Annotated in this window: 23 protein-coding genes; 15 read left to right on the forward strand and 8 right to left on the reverse strand. The window is 66.0% G+C overall.

Annotated elements, in window-relative coordinates; all coding sequences use genetic code 11:
- The first annotated feature begins 264 nt into the window (after window positions 1–264).
- The 3 genes from BJG93_RS25745 to BJG93_RS25755 all read left to right on the forward strand — a co-directional run bounded on the left by BJG93_RS25745 (window position 265) and on the right by BJG93_RS25755 (window position 2,255).
- Entirely contained in the window at window positions 265–1,098 is an 834-nt protein-coding gene (locus tag BJG93_RS25745; protein ID WP_027194146.1) for a polysaccharide deacetylase family protein, read from the forward strand.
- 58 nt (window positions 1,099–1,156) lie between these two features.
- Window positions 1,157–1,840, forward strand: coding sequence for a Pr6Pr family membrane protein (locus tag BJG93_RS25750; protein WP_027194147.1), 684 nt, complete (start codon window positions 1,157–1,159; stop codon window positions 1,838–1,840).
- Between the two features lie 148 nt (window positions 1,841–1,988).
- A complete protein-coding gene (locus tag BJG93_RS25755) occupies window positions 1,989–2,255 on the forward strand; it encodes a CsbD family protein (RefSeq protein ID WP_027194148.1) in 267 nt (88 codons plus the stop codon).
- Window positions 2,256–2,374: 119 nt separating this feature from the next.
- Here BJG93_RS25755 and BJG93_RS25760 read toward each other — a convergent pair whose 3' ends face one another.
- Both BJG93_RS25760 and BJG93_RS25765 read right to left on the reverse strand, forming a co-directional pair.
- Window positions 2,375–3,184, reverse strand: a complete 810-nt coding sequence (locus tag BJG93_RS25760; protein WP_027194149.1) for an exodeoxyribonuclease III — start codon at window positions 3,182–3,184, stop codon at window positions 2,375–2,377.
- 42 nt (window positions 3,185–3,226) lie between these two features.
- Window positions 3,227–3,445 carry a hypothetical protein gene (locus BJG93_RS25765; protein WP_027194150.1) on the reverse strand — a complete coding sequence of 73 codons (219 nt, stop codon included), beginning with the start codon at window positions 3,443–3,445 and terminating at the stop codon, window positions 3,227–3,229.
- Window positions 3,446–3,751: 306 nt separating this feature from the next.
- Between BJG93_RS25765 and BJG93_RS25770 the strand changes: the two genes are divergently transcribed.
- From BJG93_RS25770 to BJG93_RS25795, 6 genes are all read left to right on the forward strand, one after another.
- The gene (locus BJG93_RS25770) at window positions 3,752–4,471 is read left to right on the forward strand and encodes a (2Fe-2S)-binding protein (RefSeq protein ID WP_027194151.1); all 720 of its coding nucleotides are present in this window, start codon (window positions 3,752–3,754) and stop codon (window positions 4,469–4,471) included.
- Between the two features lie 12 nt (window positions 4,472–4,483).
- Window positions 4,484–5,485, forward strand: coding sequence for an FAD binding domain-containing protein (locus BJG93_RS25775; protein ID WP_027194152.1), 1,002 nt, complete (start codon window positions 4,484–4,486; stop codon window positions 5,483–5,485).
- Window positions 5,482–7,695 (forward strand): xanthine dehydrogenase family protein molybdopterin-binding subunit, encoded by a 2,214-nt coding sequence (locus BJG93_RS25780; protein ID WP_027194153.1) that lies wholly within the window; start codon window positions 5,482–5,484, stop codon window positions 7,693–7,695. The genes BJG93_RS25775 and BJG93_RS25780 overlap by 4 nt, the downstream gene beginning before the upstream one ends.
- A gap of 88 nt (window positions 7,696–7,783) precedes the next feature.
- A complete protein-coding gene (locus BJG93_RS25785; protein WP_027194154.1) occupies window positions 7,784–8,371 on the forward strand; it encodes a nucleotidyltransferase family protein in 588 nt (195 codons plus the stop codon).
- A gap of 85 nt (window positions 8,372–8,456) precedes the next feature.
- The gene (locus BJG93_RS25790; RefSeq protein ID WP_027194155.1) at window positions 8,457–9,164 is read left to right on the forward strand and encodes a PIG-L deacetylase family protein; all 708 of its coding nucleotides are present in this window, start codon (window positions 8,457–8,459) and stop codon (window positions 9,162–9,164) included.
- Window positions 9,165–9,291: 127 nt separating this feature from the next.
- Window positions 9,292–9,444 carry a hypothetical protein gene (locus BJG93_RS25795; protein WP_167544165.1) on the forward strand — a complete coding sequence of 51 codons (153 nt, stop codon included), beginning with the start codon at window positions 9,292–9,294 and terminating at the stop codon, window positions 9,442–9,444.
- Between the two features lie 40 nt (window positions 9,445–9,484).
- On the opposite strand, the gene BJG93_RS25800 is transcribed toward BJG93_RS25795, so the two are convergent.
- The 4 genes from BJG93_RS25800 to BJG93_RS25815 all read right to left on the reverse strand — a co-directional run bounded on the left by BJG93_RS25800 (window position 9,485) and on the right by BJG93_RS25815 (window position 13,994).
- Window positions 9,485–10,552 (reverse strand): 2-aminoethylphosphonate aminotransferase, encoded by a 1,068-nt coding sequence (locus BJG93_RS25800; RefSeq protein WP_027194156.1) that lies wholly within the window; start codon window positions 10,550–10,552, stop codon window positions 9,485–9,487.
- A gap of 23 nt (window positions 10,553–10,575) precedes the next feature.
- Window positions 10,576–11,739 carry a phosphonopyruvate decarboxylase gene (aepY, locus tag BJG93_RS25805; protein ID WP_027194157.1) on the reverse strand — a complete coding sequence of 388 codons (1,164 nt, stop codon included), beginning with the start codon at window positions 11,737–11,739 and terminating at the stop codon, window positions 10,576–10,578.
- On the reverse strand, window positions 11,736–13,481 hold the full coding sequence (gene aepX / locus BJG93_RS25810) for a phosphoenolpyruvate mutase (RefSeq protein WP_027194158.1): 1,746 nt from the start codon (window positions 13,479–13,481) through the stop codon (window positions 11,736–11,738). The genes aepY and aepX overlap by 4 nt, the downstream gene beginning before the upstream one ends.
- A 129-nt stretch (window positions 13,482–13,610) precedes the next feature.
- Complete coding sequence (locus BJG93_RS25815; RefSeq protein WP_154671677.1) at window positions 13,611–13,994, reverse strand: hypothetical protein; 384 nt, start codon at window positions 13,992–13,994, stop codon at window positions 13,611–13,613.
- Between the two features lie 33 nt (window positions 13,995–14,027).
- Here BJG93_RS25815 and BJG93_RS25820 point away from each other — a divergent pair, with 33 nt between their 5' ends.
- From BJG93_RS25820 to BJG93_RS25830, 4 genes are all read left to right on the forward strand, one after another.
- Window positions 14,028–15,569, forward strand: a complete 1,542-nt coding sequence (locus tag BJG93_RS25820; RefSeq protein WP_027194159.1) for a methyl-accepting chemotaxis protein — start codon at window positions 14,028–14,030, stop codon at window positions 15,567–15,569.
- A gap of 233 nt (window positions 15,570–15,802) precedes the next feature.
- On the forward strand, window positions 15,803–17,542 hold the full coding sequence (locus tag BJG93_RS25825) for a peptidoglycan D,D-transpeptidase FtsI family protein (RefSeq protein WP_027194160.1): 1,740 nt from the start codon (window positions 15,803–15,805) through the stop codon (window positions 17,540–17,542).
- On the forward strand, window positions 17,539–17,661 hold the full coding sequence (locus BJG93_RS36130; RefSeq protein ID WP_269217463.1) for a hypothetical protein: 123 nt from the start codon (window positions 17,539–17,541) through the stop codon (window positions 17,659–17,661). Before BJG93_RS25825 ends, BJG93_RS36130 begins: the two co-directional genes overlap by 4 nt.
- 370 nt (window positions 17,662–18,031) lie before the next feature.
- Complete coding sequence (locus BJG93_RS25830) at window positions 18,032–18,286, forward strand: DUF2866 domain-containing protein (RefSeq protein ID WP_018424737.1); 255 nt, start codon at window positions 18,032–18,034, stop codon at window positions 18,284–18,286.
- A 16-nt stretch (window positions 18,287–18,302) separates the two neighbouring features.
- On the opposite strand, the gene BJG93_RS25835 is transcribed toward BJG93_RS25830, so the two are convergent.
- A complete protein-coding gene (locus BJG93_RS25835; RefSeq protein ID WP_027194161.1) occupies window positions 18,303–18,932 on the reverse strand; it encodes a 2-hydroxychromene-2-carboxylate isomerase in 630 nt (209 codons plus the stop codon).
- Window positions 18,933–18,948: 16 nt separating this feature from the next.
- Window positions 18,949–19,575, reverse strand: coding sequence for a LysE family translocator (locus BJG93_RS25840; RefSeq protein ID WP_027194162.1), 627 nt, complete (start codon window positions 19,573–19,575; stop codon window positions 18,949–18,951).
- A 114-nt stretch (window positions 19,576–19,689) separates the two neighbouring features.
- On the opposite strand from BJG93_RS25840, the gene BJG93_RS25845 reads away from it, so the two are divergent.
- Together BJG93_RS25845 and BJG93_RS25850 are read left to right on the forward strand one after the other, a co-directional pair.
- Window positions 19,690–20,331 carry an IMPACT family protein gene (locus tag BJG93_RS25845; RefSeq protein ID WP_034477093.1) on the forward strand — a complete coding sequence of 214 codons (642 nt, stop codon included), beginning with the start codon at window positions 19,690–19,692 and terminating at the stop codon, window positions 20,329–20,331.
- A gap of 229 nt (window positions 20,332–20,560) precedes the next feature.
- The gene (locus BJG93_RS25850) at window positions 20,561–21,142 is read left to right on the forward strand and encodes a hypothetical protein (protein WP_034477097.1); all 582 of its coding nucleotides are present in this window, start codon (window positions 20,561–20,563) and stop codon (window positions 21,140–21,142) included.
- Window positions 21,143–21,216 lie beyond the last annotated feature (74 nt).

A 21,216-nucleotide genomic window follows, 5' to 3' on the forward strand; every position in this document is an offset into this window, starting at 1 on the left:
CCGTTGTGTTAGGTTTCGGCGCGCGCTTTTTGCGGCGACCGGTTCGATCGCCATCACCATGCGCGCCGCTTTTCGCCCCGCACCATACAACAGCGAATCGGCGATCGCAAACCGCGCGACGTCTTTCAGCGCGCTTTCATCGACTACGTGGCCACCGAACGCGGGCGCGTCGACGATCGCAACGGTGGTATCGTTCGCGCTTGCGCATCGCGCAAGATTCACAGCCTTCCCGGGACGGAGGAAGGCGTAACGGAAGCACGTTTGATGAATGAATGCCCGAACCCGCCGCGCCGCTGGCCGCGTAGCCGCAACTCCGCACTGCTCAACGGCACGATCGGCTGGCACGTGATCGTGCTGATCGGCGTGGCCGTCGCGCCGGCCGCGTGGCCGTGGTGGCTCGCCGCTATCCTCGCGAACCACGCGCTCTTCACGATCATCGGGCTGTTGCCGCGCACGACGCTGCTCGGACCCAACTGGACCCGCCTGCCCGCGAGCCCGCGCAACGCGGATGCGATCGCGCTGACCATCGACGACGGTCCCGATCCCATCGTCACGCCCCAAGTCCTCGATCTGCTCGACGCGTTCGGCGTGCGCGCGACGTTCTTCTGCATCGGTTCGAAGGTCGAGCGTTACCCGCAGCTCGCGCGTGAGATCGTCGCTCGCGGGCATGCGCTCGAAAACCATTCGCAGCTGCACGTGCATACGTTTTCGATCACGTTTCCGCGCGCGTTGACGCGCGAGATCACCGCCGCGCAACGCACGCTCGAAACCGTCAGCGGCGCGCGGCCGATGTTCTTCCGCGCGCCCGCGGGCCTGCGCAATCTGTTTCTGGAGCCGGTGCTGCGCAAGCTCGATCTGCGTCTCGCGGCCTGGACGCGGCGCGGCTACGATACGCGTGAGCGCGATCCTCACGTGGTCGCACGGCGTCTGCTCGCTGGTCTCGCCGCACGCGACATCCTGTTGCTGCACGATGGCAGTGCCGCGCTGACCATCGAAGGCCAGCCACTGATTCTCGCGGTGCTGCCGAGCGTGATCGAAGCGGCGCGCGAGCGGCATCTGCGTTTCGTCACGCTGCGCGAAGCGCGCGCCGATGCGTGACGACGCACCCGACGCGACTCCGCGCGCACCCGGCATGGCCGCGCGTAGAATCGAGCGCATGCGCCCTACCCCCGTTCCACAGCGCGAGCCCGAGCTCCCGCTGCATACGCCCAGTGTGCCGTCGTTGACGTTGGCGGCGCTCATTGCGCTCATCGCGTGGCTAGCGATCCTCGCGCAAGCCGACCTGACGATCGATCGCACGCTCGCGCGCGGGCTCACCGTGTTCGACGCGCTCGCGCGCATGAGCAGCTACCTGACCAATCTGACGGTGCTCGCCAGCGCGTTCTGCTTCACGTGCATCACGCTGTGCAAGCACCGCACGCCGCTCGTGCGCTTTTTTCGGCAGCCGACGGTCGTCACCGCGGTCGTCGCGTACATGGTGTTCGTCGGCATTGCGTACAACGTGCTGTTGCGCGGGCTGTGGCCGCTGTCGCCCTACCGGCGCCTGCTCAACGAGTCGCTGCACAGTGTGCTGCCGATGCTCGCCGCGCTGTACTGGGTGCTGTTCGTGCCGCGCTTTCATTTGCGGTTGCGCCACTGTCTGCTGTGGCTCGTCTATCCGCTCGCCTATCTCGGCATCACCTTCTGGCGCGGCAGCCTGTCGGACTTTTATCCGTATCCATTCATCGATGTCGACACGCTCGGGCTGCGCCGGGTACTCGTCAATGCGGCGCTGCTGTTCGGCGGGTTTCTGATGCTGCTGGCCGTGTTCGTCGGCATCAATTTCAGGCGCCGGCGCTGAGATTCCAGGCCCGGGCGCACTTCTTGCACCCCTTTTCGTCACTGACGCGGGCCGACGCCGCAGCGGCGCGGCTTGCGCAGCGCCCTTGTGCGGGCGCGTTGCAATTGCAGCACGCGCGCACGTAAATATGACAACGGGAGCGACGCATATGAACACGAATTCAGCGGCAGGCACGGTAAAGGAGGTCGCAGGTAAGGTGCAAAGCGCGGTCGGCGACGCATTGGGCGACACCAGCGAACAGGTGGCGGGCAAGGCGCGCGAATTGAGCGGCAAGGCGCAGCAGTTATGCGCGAATACGACGAGCCTCGTGCGCGACGCGACGGCCGAAAACCCGTTCACGACGCTGGCCGTCGTCGCACTCGCCGGGTTCGTGATGGGCGCGCTGTGGTCGCGCGGCGGTCGCGACTACGACTGATGCAGGCACGGCGCCGGGAGCGAAGGCGCCGATTCGAAGCACGAAGCGATCGCGCGAGCAGTCACACAAGCGGTCGCATGAGCGGGCGATCGGCCGTAAGCGGATCGCCCGCTGCTTCGCTAGCCGCTCTTCCTTCTGCGGTCCGCGCCCATCTCCAGGTCGATCCACGTCGGCGCATGGTCGCTCGCATGCGGCTCGCCCCGCACCCAGCGGTCGACGCCCGCATCGCGCAGGCGCGGCGCGAGATCGGCGCTCAGCAGCAGATGATCGATGCGCAGCCCCGAATTGGTGTCCCAATGACGGCGGAAATAATCCCAGAACGTGTACACGCGCTGCTCGCCGAAATGCGTGCGCAGCGCATCGGTCCAGCCTTGCGCGAGCAGCTTGCGATAACGCTCGCGGCTCTCAGGCTGCAGCAGCGCGTCCTTGAGCCATGAGCGCGGGTTGTAGATGTCTTCGTCGGTCGGCACGACGTTGAAGTCGCCCGCGATCACGACCGGGTGGCCGCTCTGGTAGAGCTGCGCCGCGTGCGCGATCAGGTGATCGAACCACGCTAGCTTGTAGTCGAACTTGGGGCCGGGCTGCGGATTGCCGTTCGGCAAGTACAGACACACGATCAGCACGCCGCCGACCGCGGCCTCGATGTAACGGCTATGCGTGTCGTCTTCGAAACCGGGCAGACTGCGCCGCCGTTCCAGCGGCGCATCGCCTTTGGCGAGAATCGCCACGCCGTTCCATGCGCTCTGGCCTTGCCACACGGCGCCATAACCGGCCTCGCGCAATGCGTCGACTGGAAACGCGCTATCGACCGCCTTCAGTTCCTGCAGGCACACGACATCCGGCGCCTCGCGCTCGAGCCATTGCAACAGCGCCGCGAGGCGCGAACGGATACCGTTGATGTTGAACGTCGCAATGCGCAGCTTCGCCATAGTCGAGCCTCCCTCGCGGCCTGATTCGGTTCCGGTTCGCGTCTATTGCGCTGCGACGTCGCACCATTCGATGGCCCAGGTGCGCGCGCAACTGATCGCATCGGCTTCGTTGGCGAAGCTGTCGATATCGCCCGAATCGTGCGACACGAAAGGCTCGTTGCGCCGCGGCACGCGCGTGATCTTCGCGCGCGCGTAGTAGGCACCGTCCTCCGCGTGATGCGCGCGGCAATCGATATGGAAATGCCTGTAGTCGAATTGCATCGGCTCTCCGATCAGAATGCAACGGTTGGCCACGTTGGCGCGGCGTTCGTGCCAGCACCGAGCGCCGCAGCAAACGACACTAGCAGTCGCTATACCCGCCCCCGCCGCACTACTTTCCGGTGTTCATTGCGCATATTGACGTGCCGTTATTGCGCAGATCGGCTTTGCGCTTGCAGCGAGTTTTTCATACCGTTGTAGCTGCAACGGCATCGAAATTGCTCGCCGTAGTTCTGTTTCAACGCGATGCGTTGGACATCGACGCGTCGTCAGCCTGCATTGACCTTTCAATGGAGTCAACAGATCGTCATGACCACGCCTACAGACTGTCAGCATGGCGGGGACGCCCCCGCTCCAGAGTCAAACCCCGAACGCACCACCACGCCTTCACAACTTTCACGTCGGCGCTTCCTGCAATCGGCGGCAGCCGCCGCGACGATCGGTGCGGCGCCGCATCTGCGCGCCCAAACGCAAGCGCCGGCCGCGGCCTCGCCCGCGCCGCAAAGCCATCCCGTGCCGCCGCGCCCCGTCACATTAAGCGTCAACGGCCGCGCGTACACGCTGCAGCTCGAGCCGCGCGTGACACTGCTCGACGCATTGCGCGAATACGCAGGACTGATGGGCACGAAGAAAGGCTGCGACCGCGGTCAATGCGGCGCCTGCACGGTGCTGGTCGACGGCCGCCGCATCAACTCGTGCCTGACGCTCGCGGTCATGCATGAGGGCGAGAACATCACGACCGTCGAGGGACTCGCGAGCAACGTCGCGTTGAGTCCGATCCAGCGCGCGTTCATCGAACACGATGCGTTCCAGTGCGGCTACTGCACGCCCGGCCAATTGTGCTCGGCGACCGCCCTGCTCAGCGAATTCCGCAACGGCACCGCGAGCATCGTGAGCGCCGACGTGCGCGCGCGTCCCGCCGCGCTCACCGACGACGAAATTCGCGAACGCATGAGCGGCAACATCTGCCGCTGCGGCGCGTACGCGAACATCGTCGCCGCGGTGCGCGCCGCGCACGACAACGCCTGACCGGAGACCGACATGGATGCGATCTCGTACGAACGCGCTGGCGACGTCGCCGGGGCGGTACGCGCCGCGCAGCAGCCCGGCGCGGTCTTCATCGGCGGCGGCACGAATCTGCTCGATCTGATGAAGGGCGGCGTCGCCCGGCCGGTGCGGCTCATCGATATCACGCACATCGGCGGCCTCGATTCGGTGGCGTCACTGCCCGGCGGCGGCATCCGCATCGGTGCGCTGGTGCGCAACAGCGACGCGGCCAATCACGCGCTGGTGCGCGAGCAGTACCCGCTGTTGTCGCAGGCGCTGCTCGCGGGCGCGTCCGCGCAGTTGCGCAACATGGCGACGGTCGGCGGCAATCTGTTGCAACGCACCCGCTGCGGCTACTTCTACGACACCGCGTTCATGCAGTGCAACAAGCGCATGCCCGGCAGCGGCTGCGCGGCGCTCGACGGCCACAACCGCATGCACGCGATCCTCGGCGCGAGCCCGCAATGCATCGCGGTCAATCCGTCGGACATGAGCGTCGCGCTGGCCGCGCTCGATGCGCTGGTGCGCGTGAGCGGCCCCAGCGGCGAGCGCACGATCGCGTTCGCCGATTTCCACCGCCTTCCCGGCGACCGGCCCGACGTCGATACCACGTTGCAGCCCGGCGAGCTGATCACGGCTGTCGATCTGCCGCCGCCGCTTTTCAGCGCGCATTCGCACTATCTGAAGGTGCGTGACCGCGCCAGTTACGCGTTCGCGCTGGTATCGGTCGCCGCCGCGTTGCGGATGGACGGCGAGCGCGTGCAGAGTGCGCGCATCGCGCTCGGCGGCGTCGCGCACAAACCATGGCGCGCGTACGCGGCCGAGCAGATGCTGAGTGGCCAACCGCTCAGCCAGGCCACGCTGAAGAACGCCGCCGCGGCCGCGTTGAGCGGCGCGCAGCCGCGCCGCGACAACGCCTTCAAGGTCCGGCTCGCGCAACGCGCGATCGTGCGGGCGGTCAATCAGGCCGCCGGTTATGCAGGAGGTGTCGCATGAATCTGATCGGACAACCGCTCGATCGCGTCGACGGTCTGCTGAAGGTGACCGGCGACGCACGTTATGCAGCCGAATTCCCCGAGGCGCGACTCGCGCATGCGGTGCTCGTGACCAGCACGATCGCGGCCGGCACCATCGCGTCGATCGATGCGAGCCGCGCCGAGGCCCTGCCTGGCGTGCTGCTCGTGATGACGTACCGGAACGCGCCGCGCCTGCCGAATGGTGGAAGGCCCGCGCTCGCGCCGCCGGCCGGCAGGCATCTGTCGCTTCTGCAGGACAACGAAGTGCATTACAGCAACGAGCCGGTCGCGGTAGTCGTCGCCGATACGCTCGAGCATGCGGCCGATGCCGCGCGCCAGTTGCGCATCGCCTATCAGCCGGGCGTCGCGACGCTCGACTTCACGCAGGCCAAAGCGCACGCGCACGCGCCGGACAGGCCGCAAGGCCGCCAAACCGACACCCAGCGCGGCAGCTTCGAAGACGGCATGCAAAGCGGCGATGTGCATATCGACGTCACTTACACGACGCCGATCGAGCATCACAACCCGATGGAGCCGCACGCGACGATGGCGCGCTGGGACGGCCCGCAACTGACGCTCTACGATTCGACCCAGGGCGTGAGCGGCACCGCGCAGGCGGTCGCGAAGACCCTCGGCATTCCGGTGTCCGACGTGCGCGTGATCTCGCCGCTGATCGGCGGCGGCTTCGGCTGCAAGGGTTCGTCGTGGTCGCACGTGTCGCTGTGCGCGATGGCCGCGCGGCAAACCGGGCGGCCCGTGCGGCTCGCGCTCGAACGGCCGCAAATGTTCGGCCCGGTCGGCGCGCGGCCGCGCACCGAGCAGCACTTCGTGATCGCGGCCCGGCACGACGGCACGCTGACCGCAATGCGCCACGACAGCATCTCGAACACGTCGATGATCGAAGATTGGACCGAGACCTGCTGCATGGTCACCCGCATGCTGTACGCGGTGCCCAATCAGGTGACGACGCATCGGCTCGTGCCGCTCAATGTCGGCACGCCGACCTTCATGCGCGCCCCGGGCGAGACCACCGGCTCGTTCGCGCTCGAATCGGCGATGGACGAACTCGCCGTCGCGCTGAAGATGGACCCGCTCGCGCTGCGCCTGAAGAACTATGCGGACACCGATCCACAGGAGCACAAGCCGTGGTCGGGCAAGTCGCTGCGCGAGTGCTATCAGATCGGCGCCGAGAAGTTCGGCTGGTCGCGCCGCCCGCACGCGCCACGTTCGATGCGCGAGGGCAACACGCTGATCGGCATGGGCATGGCGACCGCGACCTATCCGGCTAACCGCAGCGAGGCGTCCGCGCTGGCGCAGATTCTGCCGGACGGCACCGCGGTGGTCGCATCGGGCACGCAGGACATCGGCACCGGCACCTATACGGTGATGACTCAGGTCGCCGCCGATGCGCTCGGCTTCACGCCCGAGCAGATCCACTTCGCGCTCGGCGATTCGTCGCTGCCGCGCGCACCGGTCTCGGGCGGCTCGCAGTCGGCGGCGAGCGTGTCGCCCGCCGTACGCGATGCGGCGAGCCAGGCGCGTAGCCAGCTGATCGCGCTGGCGCTCGCCGACGCGGCGTCGCCCGTGCATGGCTTGCCGCTCGGCGACGTCACCGTCGAAAGCGGCTGGGTGGTGAGCCGCTCGCAACCCGACAAACGCGATCCGGCCGCGGCGATCATCGCGCGCTCGGGCGGCAAGCCGATCGAGGCGATCGCGACCGTGAAGCCCGGCGACGAAAAGCAGAAGTACTCGTTCCACTCGTTCGGCGCGGTGTTCGTCGAGGTCCACGTCGATGCCGAACTCGGCACGATCCGGGTGCCGCGCGTGGTCGCGGTGTACGACGTCGGCCGGGTGCTGAATCTGAAGACCGCGCGCAGCCAGATGATGGGCGGCATCGTGTGGGGCATCGGCGCGGCGCTGCAGGAGGAGAGCACGCTCGATGCGCGCTACGGACGCTTCACGAACGCGAACCTCGCCGAGTATCACGTGCCGGTGAACGCCGATATCGGCACGTTCGACATCACGTTCATCGACCGGCCCGATCCGTATATCAACTCGCTCGGCGTGCGCGGTATCGGCGAGATCGGCATCACGGCCGTCGTGGCGGCGGTCGCGAACGCGGTGTATCACGCGACCGGCGTGCGGGTGCGCGATCTGCCGATCACGCTGGACAAGGTGGTGCCGACTTGAACGGGCGGGAAGACAGCTTGATTGCCGCTTGCCTCCCGCCTCGTTGCATCGCACAATCGGAGGCATTCCTGTCTACCGGTATCCGCCGATGGCCTACGCCTCGCTCGCCACCGGCGTGTTGCTCGCCGCCGGTGTCGGCTCGCGCTTCGATCCGCACGGGCTGCGCAACAAACTGCTCGCACCGCTGCCCGACGGCACGCCGGTTGCGCATGAAGCCGCGCATCGGCTGCTGCGGGTCGTGACGCGGGTGGTCGCCGTAGTGCGGCCGGGTTCCGACGCGCTCGCCCGCGCGCTGAACGATGCCGGCTGCGACGTCGTGTTTGCGGCGAGCGCCGGGCGCGGCATGGGTTCGAGCCTCGCCGCCGGCATCGACGCGAGCGACGACGCCGAAGGCTGGATCGTCGCGCTCGCCGACATGCCGCGCATCGCGCTGCCGACCATCGAAGCGGTAGCGCGCGCGCTCGGCAACGGCGCGCCGCTCGTCGCGCCGTTCTACGACGGCCAGCGCGGCCATCCGGTCGGCTTCGGCAGCGGGCATCGCGACGCGCTGCTCGCGCTGGACGGCGACACCGGCGCGAAAGCGCTGCTGAGTTCGCACGCGCTGACGCGCATCGACGTCGACGATCCCGGCATTTTGCGCGACGTGGACACGCCGGAGGATTTGCGCACGCTCTAGCCGTTGCAAGTTTCGCGCGCAAGGCTGGCCGATTGCGCCTAAGCTGAGGTGACGCCACGCTTACTTCGCCTCCACACGCAAGCCCATGAGCGAAACCAACCCACGCCTGTTCATCGTCTCGCCCCACTTCGACGACGCCGTCTTCAGTTGCGGCGCCTTGCTCGCCGCGCATCCCGACGCCGCCGTCTGCACCGTGTTCGCCGCGCCGCCCGAACACGACATGCACACGGACTGGGACGAAAAAGCGGGCTTCGCGAACGCGCATGAAGCGGTCCACGAACGCACGGTCGAAGACAACCGCGCGCTCGAAGTGCTCGACGCGATTCCGCTGCGCATGCCGTTCCGCGACAGTCAGTACGCCGATTCGCCGTCGATCGATCAGATGGCGGCCGCGCTCGAGGAAACGATTTACCGCACGACCGCGAACACGCTGCTGATGCCGCTCGGCCTGCATCACGACGATCACGCGCGCGTGTTCGAAGCGTGCTGCGAGATCCTGCCGCGGCTCACGCATCTGAACTGGTTCGGTTACGAGGAAGCGATTCACCGGCTCACGCCCGGCGCGGTGCAGGCGCGGCTCGCCGATCTCGCGCAGCGCGGCATCGTCGCGACGCCGGCCACGCCGAGCGCCGGCCACACGATCGACGTGCAGCGCCGCGCGCATCTCAAACGCGAAGCGGTCAACGCGTACGCCAGCCAGTTGCGCGCGTTCGGCGCCGGCAATTACGACGACGTATTCGCGACCGAGCGCTACTGGCAGCTCAGCGTCGGCCGCAAACGCGCGAGAAAATAGCAAAAAGGAGCGAGCAGGAAGCGCGTCGAACGCCTAGGCTTGAAGACAGATAACCGACGCGGCGGCGGGCATCGGCGGTAACAGCCGCCTCGCCGGACTCGCGCATTTCAACCGCAGCAGTGACGCAATGAGCTACGCCATGCACACCAGTCCGATTCCCGACCCGAACGCCGATCCGAACCGCGACCCGGAAGCCGATCCGCTGGTGCCGCCGTCGCCGGGGCATCATGTCGAGGAGCCGCAGCGGCCCGACGGACCGCCGGACAAGGATCCGGTGTGAGAAGCCGCGGGCGACGCAACCGCATCGCGCCGCGGCCGCATCAACGCATCAAGTCGCTGAAGCCCTGCAGCAGGCGGTCGATATCGGCCGCGCCAATGTTGCCCATCGTCGAGATGCGGAACAGTTCCGCCGACAGCCCGCCCTGCCCCGCATAGATCACAAAGCCACGCGCTTTCAGCGCGTCGTGCAGTTGCGCATACGCGAGACCGTTGGGCAAGCGGTACGCGCGCAACACCACCGACGACTGCGCAGCAGGCAACACGCTGCCGATGCCGCGCGCCGCCAACCCGGCGCGCACCTGCTCGGCGAGCGCCGCGTAGCCCGCGTGACGCGCGCGCCAGCCACCTTCGTCGGCGAGCTCACGCAGCGCCTCGACGAGCGCGTAATACGCGTGCACCGACGGCGTGAACGGCGTGTTGCGCTGGTCCTGCAAGCGCGCGAGCCGCACGAGATCGAGGTAGTAGGTGCGGCTCGCCGCGCGCGCGAGCGCCGCGCGCCGCACCAGCACGAACGACGCGCCGGGCACGCCATGCAGGCACTTGTTGGCGGTCGCGGCGAGCGCGTCGAGGCTCGCGTCCGCGAAATCGATCGGTTCGGCGCCGAAGCTGCTGACGCCGTCCACGAGCAGACGCAGGCCGCGCTCGCGACACAGCGCGCCGAGCGCCGCGATGTCGTTCAGGCGGCCGGTGGTGGTTTCATGATGAATCACCGCAACGTGCGTGAACGACTTGTCCGCGTCGAGGTGTCGCGCGATCTTCTCGAGATCGGGCGCGTCCATCCAGTCGTGCTTCAGCGCTTCGTGCGCGATCCCGTATTGCGTCGCGATCTGCGCGATGCGCTCGCCGTACACGCCGTTTTCGACGACGAGCAGCTTGCCGTCGCGCGGCACCAGCGCGGCCGTCATGCTTTCGACGGCAGCTGTGCCGGAGCCCGTCATCAGCACGGCCTGCCATTCGTTCGGGTCGAGCCCGTACACGTCGACGAGACGCGTGCGCGCCTCTTCCTGGAGGTCGAAAAACTCGCTCTCGCGATGGCAGAGATCCGTCTGCAACAGGCTGTTGCGGACACGTTCGGTGAGCGTCACCGGGCCGGGATTGAGCAGCAGCATGGGCGCTCCTTCGGGCATGGGGTTCAGATCGCGCCGATGTGGCGCATCAGGCGCGTCTTCACATCGGGCGGCGTGATGGTCGGGCGCGGCAGGCCGTCGGGCGTGCCGCGGCGAATCGCGAGGGAGGCGAACCGTGGCCCGTCGAGCGGCGGCGCGGCGAACAGCTCGTCGATGACGGCCGGATCGTCGCTCTCCACCGCCGACGCGTAACCGCACGCAGCCGCCACGCCCGCGAACGACACCTGCGCCGACACCGTCGCCTGGCCGCCGGTCGAATCGTGCGCGCCGTTATCGAGCAGCACGTGCGTGAGGTTCGACGGACCGTACGCGCCGAGCGTCGCGAATACGCCCATGCGCATCAGCGCGGCGCCGTCGCCGTCGAGCGCGACCACGCGCAGGTCGGGGCGCGCGAGCGCGAGGCCGAGCGCAAACGGCGTCACGCAGCCCATCGAGCCGACCATATACAACTGGTTGGCGCGATCGTCGATCGCATAGAGTTCGCGACCGCAAAAGCCGGTCGACGCGAGCACCACCGTCGAGTCGAGCGGCGTATGCGCGATCACCTTTTGCAGCGCGTCGCGGCGCGTCGCGAGCGGGTTCGTGGCGAGCTCGCGCAAGCGCGCGCGAGGTTCGACCGGCGTGCGCCGCGTGGGCGCGCCGCCGTCCTTCAGTTCGAACGGCGCGACGCTGCCCTTCTGCATCACGAGCGCGTACGGGCGGCCGGTTGCGTCCATGTGCGCGATTGCGCGATCGAGCGCCGGGCCGATCGCGTCGGCCTCGGTCGGAAAGGTCTCCCATGGAATGTCCATGGTGTCGAGCATGGCCGGCGTGATCGGGCCCATCAGCGCGTGCTGCGGCTCGTCCGGAACGCCGGGCTGGCCGCGCCACGTGACGATCAGCAGTTGCGGCAGACGGAAGGTCCACGTCAGCGACGTCAACGGGCTGACCGCGTTGCCGAGCCCCGAGTTCTGCATCATCGTGATGCCGCGCCGGCCGTGCTTCGCGCCGAGCGTGACGCCGGCGATCAGCGCGACCGCGTCGCCCTCGTTGGCCGCCGACACATAGTGCAGCGACGCGTCCTGCAACACGTAGTTGATGAACGGCGTCAGATACGAGCACGGCACGCCCGCATACCAGTCGAAACCGCGCTCGCGCGCCGCCTCGACGAACTGTGCTGCTTCGATCATTGCGGGCCTCCGTGTGCATCGTTCGTTGTCGACCCGCCGCCGACGGCTGTCGCGAACGGCGCCTGGGTGTGCGCGAAGTCGCCCGCGCGACGGAAATCGTCGAGATCGTTGACGCCGCGCCAGTGGCCGTGCACATATTGCACCTCGATCGACTCGCCCGCTTCGATCAGCGCGTTCAGCAGCGCGGGCATGTCGAGCGACGCGAAATCGTCGCGCGTCTGCAACTCGCGCATGACCGCCCGCAGACGCTCGCGGCCCGCGCCGCGCACATTCAGCAGGCCCACCCAGCGACCATGCGGCGGTTCCGCGGCGCTCGCCGCCGACGACTGCTCCCGCCCGCTCGCGACATGCCGCAGCACGATCTTATTGCCGAACAGACCGCGGTCATCGGCGGCCGAGCACCACGCGAAATCACGCACGCTGGCGTTTTCCGCGTCGGTCAGCGACGAATCGACGACCACGCTGAACGCCGCCTCGCTTTCCACCAGGTCGCGCAGGATGTAGCTGCGAAACAGCAGGTCGCCGTACGAAATGACCGTGTCGCCGCTCTGTTTGGGCGGCGCGCCCGGATCGAGCGCGCACGCGAGCGACGCAAGCTCGCCGGCCTGCGCATACTGCTCATTGACGACGAGGCGGATGCCCGCGGTATCGATCGCGTCGGCGCGATAGCCGCCAACCACGGTGATGTCGTTGACGCCCTGCTTCTTGAACGCGTCGACGAGCCAGCGCAGCAGCGGTTTGCCGGCGAGCGGCAGCATCACCTTCGGGCGATCCCCGGTGAGCGCCTCCAGCCCCTTGCCGCGGCTCGCGGCGAGCACGACCGCCGAGCCGGCCGCACGGCCGCTCGACAGATAACGGTCTTCCGCCTCCGAGTATTCGTCGGCGTCCTGCAAACGGAAGATTTCATTGACCGTCGCGACGCTGTCATCGACGTTGACGAGCGTCTCGCTCGCATGGATTTCCTTCGCGACCGCCTGCATCGCCGAGGTCGCCGCGCGGATCAGATGGTTCGCCCAGATCACGGTGCTGATGCCCGCTTCGCGGAACACCTCGGTCGGCGTGCTGTAGTACTTGGTCGGCACGATCACGAGCGGCGCGCGGCCGGCCCATTCGCGCGCGAATTCGAGAATCTCGTCGGGGCGCGACAGCTTGCTGTGAATCAGGATCGCATCCGCGCCGGCCTGCGCGTATGCTTCGGCACGGCGCAGCGCCTCGTCCATGCCCCAGCCCGCGATCAGCGCCTCGACGCGCGCGACGATCGAGAAATGCTCGTCGTTCTGCGAATCCTTGCCGGCCTTGATCTTGCCGCAGAATTCGTCGATATCGGCAAGCGGCTGGGCCTCGCCGTTGATGAAGCTGTTGGTCTTCGGAAACTGCTTGTCCTCGATGCACACGCCCGCGATGCCGCGCTGTTCGAGCTTGCGCACGAGGCGGCGCACGTTGTTGAAATTGCCGTAGCCGGTGTCGCCGTCGAGCAGGATCGGCAGATCGCTCGCGTCGGCCATGAATTCGAGCGTATCGACCACTTGGGTCCAGCTCGCCTCGTTGTTGTCGCGCACCCCGAACTGCGCGGAAATCGCGAGGCCCGAGCCCCAGATCGCCTTGAAGCCGGCTTCGCGAACGATGCGCGCAGACAGGCCGTTATGCGCCTCCATCATGAATTCAAGTTCGCTGCTGACGAGCATCTGGCGCAGGCGCGCGCTGCGGGACTGGGAAACGAAAGCGGGTTCGCGTGCATTCATTCTTCTGGACTCCTGGCGGAAGGCTTATTGGCGTTCTTCCGTGCCCGGCTGGCAACGGGAAAAGGGCGACTATAGCGGAATTTTTTATAACGAGTCTTTGAAGGTCGCAGCGGATTTTCGTGGTTGCTTTTAGTTGGAAAAATGTGCGTTTTTATGCATGCACCGCCATTTAACGGGATTTTTGGATTTGATTGGCGTTTTGTGGGATGTTGATGCAAGCCTTGCTGGGTTTGGCTGGGACAGGTTATCCGGAGATTGGTACTGGCGTTTTATACGCCGACATTCGCGCGGATTTTTCAATCGCGGCGACTTGCGAATAATCACCGGCCAATCGAAATGACGGAATAACGGACCAGAGACCTTTCCAATTACGCGCGCAAAGATCGCCGCTGAAATTTCAAAAATCCGCTTTTTAATCAGACGAATAGCGAGGCCAAACAGCGGGTTTCCCCTGCCTCGATCAACGCGATTTCGCGCCGTAAACACAGCGAGCGGCACCCGTTCGCCATTCACTGGACCTTACTGGCCAAAAGCCATTCCATCGCTATGACTCTGAACCGAAAACTGGCGTCGATGATCGCCGTTCTGTGGGTCGGCCTGATCCTGATCGGCGCGTTCGGCGCGTGGCAGAACCGCGCCTCGATGTTCTCCGACCGACGCGAACAATTGCGCTCGCTGATCGAAGAGGCAAATCACGTCGTCGGACACTACTACACGCTTGCCCAGCAACATGCGCTGTCCGAGGACGACGCGAAAAAGCAGGCGCTCGCGACGCTTGGCGCGATACGCTACGGCAAGGACGGCTACCTGTCGATCAACGACTCGCAGCCGGTCATGCTGATGCACCCGATCAAGCCCGAACTCATCGGCAAGAACCTCGCGCAGTTCACCGATCCGGCGGGCAATCATCTGTTCGTCGACATCGTCAACGCGGGCAATCACGACGGCGGCGGCTTCGTCGATTATCTGTGGTCCAAGCCCGGCAGCCAGCAGCCCGTCGCGAAGACCAGCTACTCGATGCACTTCGCGCCGTGGGACTGGTATCTGGTGACCGGCATGTATATGGATGACCTGCAAAGCGCGTTCTACCGCAACCTGCTGCGCTGGCTCGCGATCACGGTGACGCTCGGCGCGCTCGCCACGGTCGTCATGCTGGTCGTGCTGCGCAGCATCCGCCGCTCGCTCGGCGGTGATCTCGAAGTGGCGGTCGAGCACGCGCGGCTCATGGCGCAAGGCAATCTCGCGACGCCGGTGCCGGTCGAACCGCACGACGACCGCAGCCTGCTGCATGCGCTGCGCACGATGCAGGCGGGACTCGTCGACACGGTCTCGCGCGTGCGTCAGGGCACCGAGAACATCAACGTCGGCGCGAACGAAATCGCCGCGGGCAACACCGACCTGTCGCAGCGCACCGAGGAGCAGGCGGCGGCGCTCGTCCAAACCGCGTCGAGCATGGATCAGATGACGGTCAACGTGAAGCAGAACGCGGACAGCGCAACCCAGGCCGCGCAACTCGCGGGCGACGCCGCCAACGTCGCGACGCGCGGCAGCCGCGTGGTCGACGACGTGGTGCGCACGATGGCCGAAATCACCGCGAGTTCGCGGCAGATCGGCGACATCATCGGCGTGATCGACGGCATCGCGTTTCAGACCAACATCCTCGCGCTGAATGCAGCCGTCGAGGCGGCTCGCGCCGGCGAGCAGGGCCGTGGCTTCGCGGTGGTCGCGGCCGAGGTGCGCAGCCTCGCGCAGCGCTCGGCGACGGCCGCCAAGGAGATCAAGGCGCTGATCGAAACCTCGACCGATACCGTCGAGACCGGCGCGTCGCTGGTCGCCAACGCCGGCGCGACGATGGGCGAGATCGTGCAGTCGGTGCGGCGAGTCAACGAGATTCTCGAAGAAATTAGTCACGCGTCGCGCGAGCAGAGCGCGGGTATCGAGCAGGTCAATCGCGCGGTCGGCGAGATGGATCAGGTCACGCAGCAGAACGCGGCACTGGTCGAAGAGGCCGCCGCCGCCGCGCATTCGCTAAAGGACCAGGTCGGCGCGTTGCGCGACGCGATTGCGAGTTTCGCGTTGCCGGCTTGAGGTTGAATCGAATCGATCAGCCGCGCGGATTTTGCAAGTCCGCGCGGTTTTTCATTTTCGGCTTCGCCGCGGCTCGCGCTGACTCCGATCCAAACGCGACGCCTTTCGCGATCCTCGCATTCAAATTACGTTTTAATTACAATCGGCCTGGCGACAATCTTTGCCGCCAGGCCTCGACGTTCTGGCGGCCTCGTTCAATCGAAGCAACGTATCGCCCGCACCGCTCGCCGCCCATGATCCGCCAGAAAAAACCGTCGTCGCACGATCCTTACGCTGTAGCCGCGAAGAACCCGCTGCTCGACGCGCGACTGCCCGCGTGGCGATCGAAGTTGATCGTGCTGCTGGTGTTCGTCGGGTTCGCGACGCTCGCGGTCCGCGCGTTCTGGGTGCAGGTCGTCACTCAGGACTTCTATGTCGACCAAGGGCAGAAGCGCTATCAGCGCGTCCTCGAACTCGACGCGACGCGCGGCCGGATCGTCGATCGCAATGGTTCGATGCTCGCGGTCAGCCTCGCCACCTACGAAATCTGGGCCTCGCCGAAGCTCGTCGACGAAAGCGCGTTCGCGCCGCTCGCAAAGCTGCTCGATCTGCCGCTCGCGGAACTGCACCGGCGTCTGGGCGGCGAGCGCAGCTTCGTGCTGCTCAAGCGCCAGGTCGATGCCGACTCCGCCGCGCATCTGTCGCGTCTCGGACTCGCCGGCATCACGCAGATCGCCGACACCAAACGCTTTTATCCGGAAGGCGAGTCGGCCGCGCACGTGGTCGGCTTCACCGACATCGAGGACAACGGCCAGGAAGGCGTCGAACTCGCCGCCAACGCGCAGCTGCAAGGCGTGCCCGGCCAGCGTGAAGTGATCCGCGACCGGCTCGGCCGCGTGATCTCGGAGACGCGGCCGCTCGTGCCCGCGCGCAACGGCGCGACGATCCAGCTGACGATCGACCGGCGCATCCAGCAACTCGCGTACACGCAACTCAAAGCCGCGATCGCGCAGCACCGCGCCGAAGCGGGCAGCGTGGTCGTGCTCGATGCGCGCAACGGCGAAATCCTCGCGCTCGCCAACTACCCGAGCTTCGATCCGAATGACCGCACGCGCCTCTCCGGCCAGCAACTGCGCAACCGCGCGGTGATCGACACGTTCGAACCGGGCTCGACGATCAAGCCGCTCGTCGTCGCGCTATCGATCGACGAAGGCAAAGTCAGGCCGCAAAGCATCATTGATACCGCGCCGGGCTGGTATCGGATCGGCCCCGCCGTGATTCACGACACGTCGAATCACGGTGCGATGACGGTCGCCCAGGCGTTGCAGAAGTCGAGCAATATCGCGCTCGCGAAGCTCGCGCTGAACCTGCCGGCCGAGACGATCTGGACCAAGTATCGACAATACGGGCTCGGCATCAAGCCTGAGCTGCCCTTCCCGGGTGTGGCCGCCGGCAAGCTGCGCCCGTATAAACGCTGGCGCCCGATCGAGCAGGCGACGATGGCGTATGGCTACGGGTTGTCGGTGTCGTTGCTGCAAATCGCGCAGGTCTACACCGCCTATGCGGGCGACGGCACGCTGCAACGAGTGAGCCTGCTGCGCGAGCCGCTCGATGCGGACGACCCCGCGTCGTTCGTCGATCGCACCGTGCCGGTCACGACACCCGGCACCGCACGCGCGATCCGCAACATGCTCGAAATGGCCACGGGCAAAGGCGGCACCGGACGTGCGGCGACGGTCGCGGGCTACCGCGTCGGCGGTAAAACCGGCACCGCGCGCAAGCAGATCGGCGCGGGCTACGCGAAGAACCGCCACCGCGCGTTGTTTGTCGGCATGGCGCCGATGAGCGATCCACGCCTGATCGTCGCCGTGATGATCGACGACCCGGCGGGCAAGGCGTTCTATGGCGGTACGGTGGCGGCGCCCGTGTTCAGCGGCGTGATGGGTGGCGCGTTGCAGCTGCTTGGCGTGCCGCCGGATGCAGCGGGGGTTTGAAGCATAGTGCCCGTCGCAAGCGCTCAGCGCTGCTCGTCGCCCGCATCCTCGACCTGTGCCTCGACGCGATTGCGGCCGCGAAGTCCTGCGCGCCGATCAAACGCATCTCGACGTTCTGAAAGCGGCGTTGGGGCGAGATTCGTCACGGTATCAGCAGGGCGGCCCTGAAGGCGTAGCGGGTCGACGCCCCAACCCTCCTGATAACGGCCGGTCGGTCCGGGTCTTGAGGGCAGCCTCGCGACGCGTTGGCCGGCATGCGAGCGTTCGCGCGCGTCTTGTCGGTTCGCGCTTGCATTCACTTGCACTCGCTTACACGCAGTGAGACCCGCTTGCGTAATGATTGCGGTTCTTAAGTTTCGCTTAATTGTTCCCTGCAACCATGGCGCTCATCCCCTGTTGAGCCGCCAGATCATCGGCGGCGCTTTTTCTTCAGGGGTGCCAAAAACGCGGCCAAAAACAGTCGGCCGCACGATAAGAAGGAGGTACGTCATGGTTGAAGAGATGGTAGTCGAACACCTGCGTGCGATGCCCGGCCATGAATGGACTCGCCAGATTCATTCCTGCAAGGTCTCCGATCCGCTGCAACCGCCTTGGGGCCGTTCATACCGGCTCGTCGAATGGACGATGAAGCACGCGCCCGAATCGAGCCGTCGTGTCGTTCCCGCCGAAAGTACTCCACTCGAAATTGCTCAGGCCGTGGTCTCTCATGTACCGGGCCGGCGCTTCTGTCAGCAAGCTGATTGAGCGCGCTATCTGACGTTCAATGGCGCGCCGCGATCGCGTCGCAGTAGTCCAACGCGTCCTCCAGCCTGTCATTACCCCAGAACATCTCATCGCCGACAAAAAACGTCGGCGCGCCGAAGATCCCCTTATTGATGGCTAGTTCGGTCTGCTCCCGCAGACGGAGCTTATTCGAGTCGCTTTGCGCGGCGTCGATCACACTGTGCACGGGTAAGCCGACAGAGTCGAGCGCGTCGCTGACGACATCCATCGAACCGATGTCGCGATCGTCGACGAAATTCAACTGCATGATCCGGCGACACCAGGCGCCGATCCACGGTTCGTTCGCACCCAGCAGCGCGATGCGCATCGCCAGAAGCGCCGCGCGCGGAAACGTGCTGGGACGCGTGAGTGCAATGCCGTATTTGCGGCATTGACGCTCCATGTCTTTCCACACATACGCGCCTTTTTCTTTCTGCAATACAAAGGGCGAATTCTCGAATCCGAGCTGGCGAAATACCGGGCCCAGCAGAAACGGCCGCCAGACGATCGTCACGTTGCGTGCCGCCGCCAACGCTTCGATACGCATCATGCTCAGATAGCTGTAGTTGCTGCCGAAGTCGAACCAGAACTCGACTGCGCGCGCCGTCGAAGCCGCATCGTCATTCATCGCCGCCTCCCGGCACTCAGCGGGTCTGCACCGCGACGCGCAGGCCGAGTGAGATGAACATCACGCCGATGATCTTGTTCTGCCAGCGCGTCAACCACGTCAACCGCTTCACGAGTTTGCCCAACGGCCGCATCGTCAGGACGATCAGCGTCGTATAAAGCGCGCTCATGGCAACGAAAATCAGCCCGAGCGTCGCGAACTGCACAAACGTCGAGCCATGTTCGGGACGCACGAATTGCGGCAGAAATGCGAGGAAAAACAGCGCGGTCTTGGGGTTCAGCACCTCGGCGGGAATCGCCTGCAAGAACGCCTTCGATCCCGACACCGGCGCGACGACCGGCAGATGCGCACTGGCCTGCTTTTCGCGCAATGCGCGAATGCCCAGATAGACGAGATACGCGGCACCGACCAATTTCACCGCATTGAAGGCCAACGCGGACGTCATCAGCAGCGCGGAGAGGCCGATTGCGGCGCCCAGCGTATGCACGAAATCGCCGGCTGCGATACCGAGGCCGGTCAGAATGCCGGCTTTGCGGCCGCCATGCATGGTGCGCGTCAACACCAGCAGCACGGCGGGACCGGGAATCAGAAAGAGCCCGAGCACGACGGCAACGAAAGTCCCCAGCGTGGATAAGTCAAGCATGTCGTCTCCTTGCGCCGCGCGGCATCGAAATGGTGGACGCGCACTTAGCGGACCATTGTAGACGAACCCGCGCACGTTCCGTGCGCGCCTCGCTGGCACGGACGATCCGTTACCATGACGGAGATCGCGCCGCGTACCGCGTGCTTCTTTTCAATCACCGACGTTTCCGCCTTGCCCACCTATACCCTGCCCGCGCCGCTGAGCGCGGAACTCGAGATTCGCAAGAGCCGCTTCATCGCGTATGCGATACCGGTCGCCGATCGCGATGCCGCGATGGCCGAACTGCAGCGTCTGCGCGACGAGCATCGCGCCGCGACGCATGTGTGCTGGGCACTGCTTGCGGGCGGCCAAGCGGGCATGTCCGATGACGGCGAGCCCTCCGGCACCGCGGGCCGGCCGATTCTCGAAGTGCTGCGGCATCACGATCTCGACGGCGTGCTCGCGGCCGTCGTGCGCTATTACGGCGGTGTCAAGCTCGGTGCGGGCGGTCTGGTGCGCGCGTACACCGATGCGATCGCATCGGCGCTGCTCGACGCGCCGCGCGTCGAGAGGATTGCTCAGGTTTCGCTGGGCGTCGAAGTGAGTTATGCCGACGAAGCCAAAGTACGCCGATGGATGGACGCCGAAGGCTATGCGCTCGCGGACAGCGCCTACGGCATGCTGGTGAAGATGACGATGCGCGTGCCCGCCAATGCTCTCGACGATGCACGCCGAATGCTGATCGATATCACGCAGGGAAAGGCGGGCTTCTTCTGAGCGGCTCGGTGCGCCTTGGGCGCAGCCGCGATGTCCACCGCCACCGCGGCCCGGTATGATGGCGGGCTCGCCGGCCCCGATGCGTGGCTCGCTGCCCGGATCGGCAAGCTATGCCGCGGGGCGCGTCCGAAGCTCGACGCTCCGGTTCACTGCTACCATGCTGTTCTCCACCGGGATGACTCCACTTAAAAGGGCACCTCCTCTGACTTCGACCGCCGCTTTCTCACGCATGGCCACTGCGGGTTCGCCGTTGAGATCCGCCGTGCTCAAAGGCTGCGGCGCCGTACTGCTGCCCACACTGCTGTCAGCGTGCTCGTGGTCATGGTTCGGCCTGAACAGCAGCGCCGGCGCGATGCATGCAAAGTCCCACGGCACCGGATCGCTCAGCGTCGCCGCCGCGCGCGAGTTCGCGTATCTGCCCGCGCGCGACGGTCGTATCTCGCCGAACCGCATCGAAAATACCGCGGTGAGCGGGCTCGTGCTGAAGGACGACATCAGCCTTGTCGTGCGCAATGGCGTCGCGAATAGCCTGCGTGTGGCCGGTTTTCGTATCGACGACAACAAACGTGTGCTCAGCGGCAGCATCGAAGCCTTCACGGCGGACGACACGCGCTCACCGGCGCTGTGGACGCTGCGGATGCGCTATGTGGTCATCGATGCGGCGACCCGGAAAGTCATGTACACGGCCACGCGCACCGTAAAGCAGAAATCACCGAAATTCACCAGCAACACGATCGCGATCGAAGACACGGTGAAGCTCAGCGTCGCTACATTGATCGGCGATCCCGGCTTTATCAAGGCGGTGAACTGAACGCGCGGTGCGGATTCGCTACAATCCGGGTAACGCATCGCGAGCGATTCATCGTGATCTCCCGTTCGGAATCC

Origin of the sequence: Paraburkholderia sprentiae WSM5005, from assembly GCF_001865575.2 — a bacterium.
Classification (GTDB): Bacteria; Pseudomonadota; Gammaproteobacteria; order Burkholderiales; family Burkholderiaceae; genus Paraburkholderia; species Paraburkholderia sprentiae.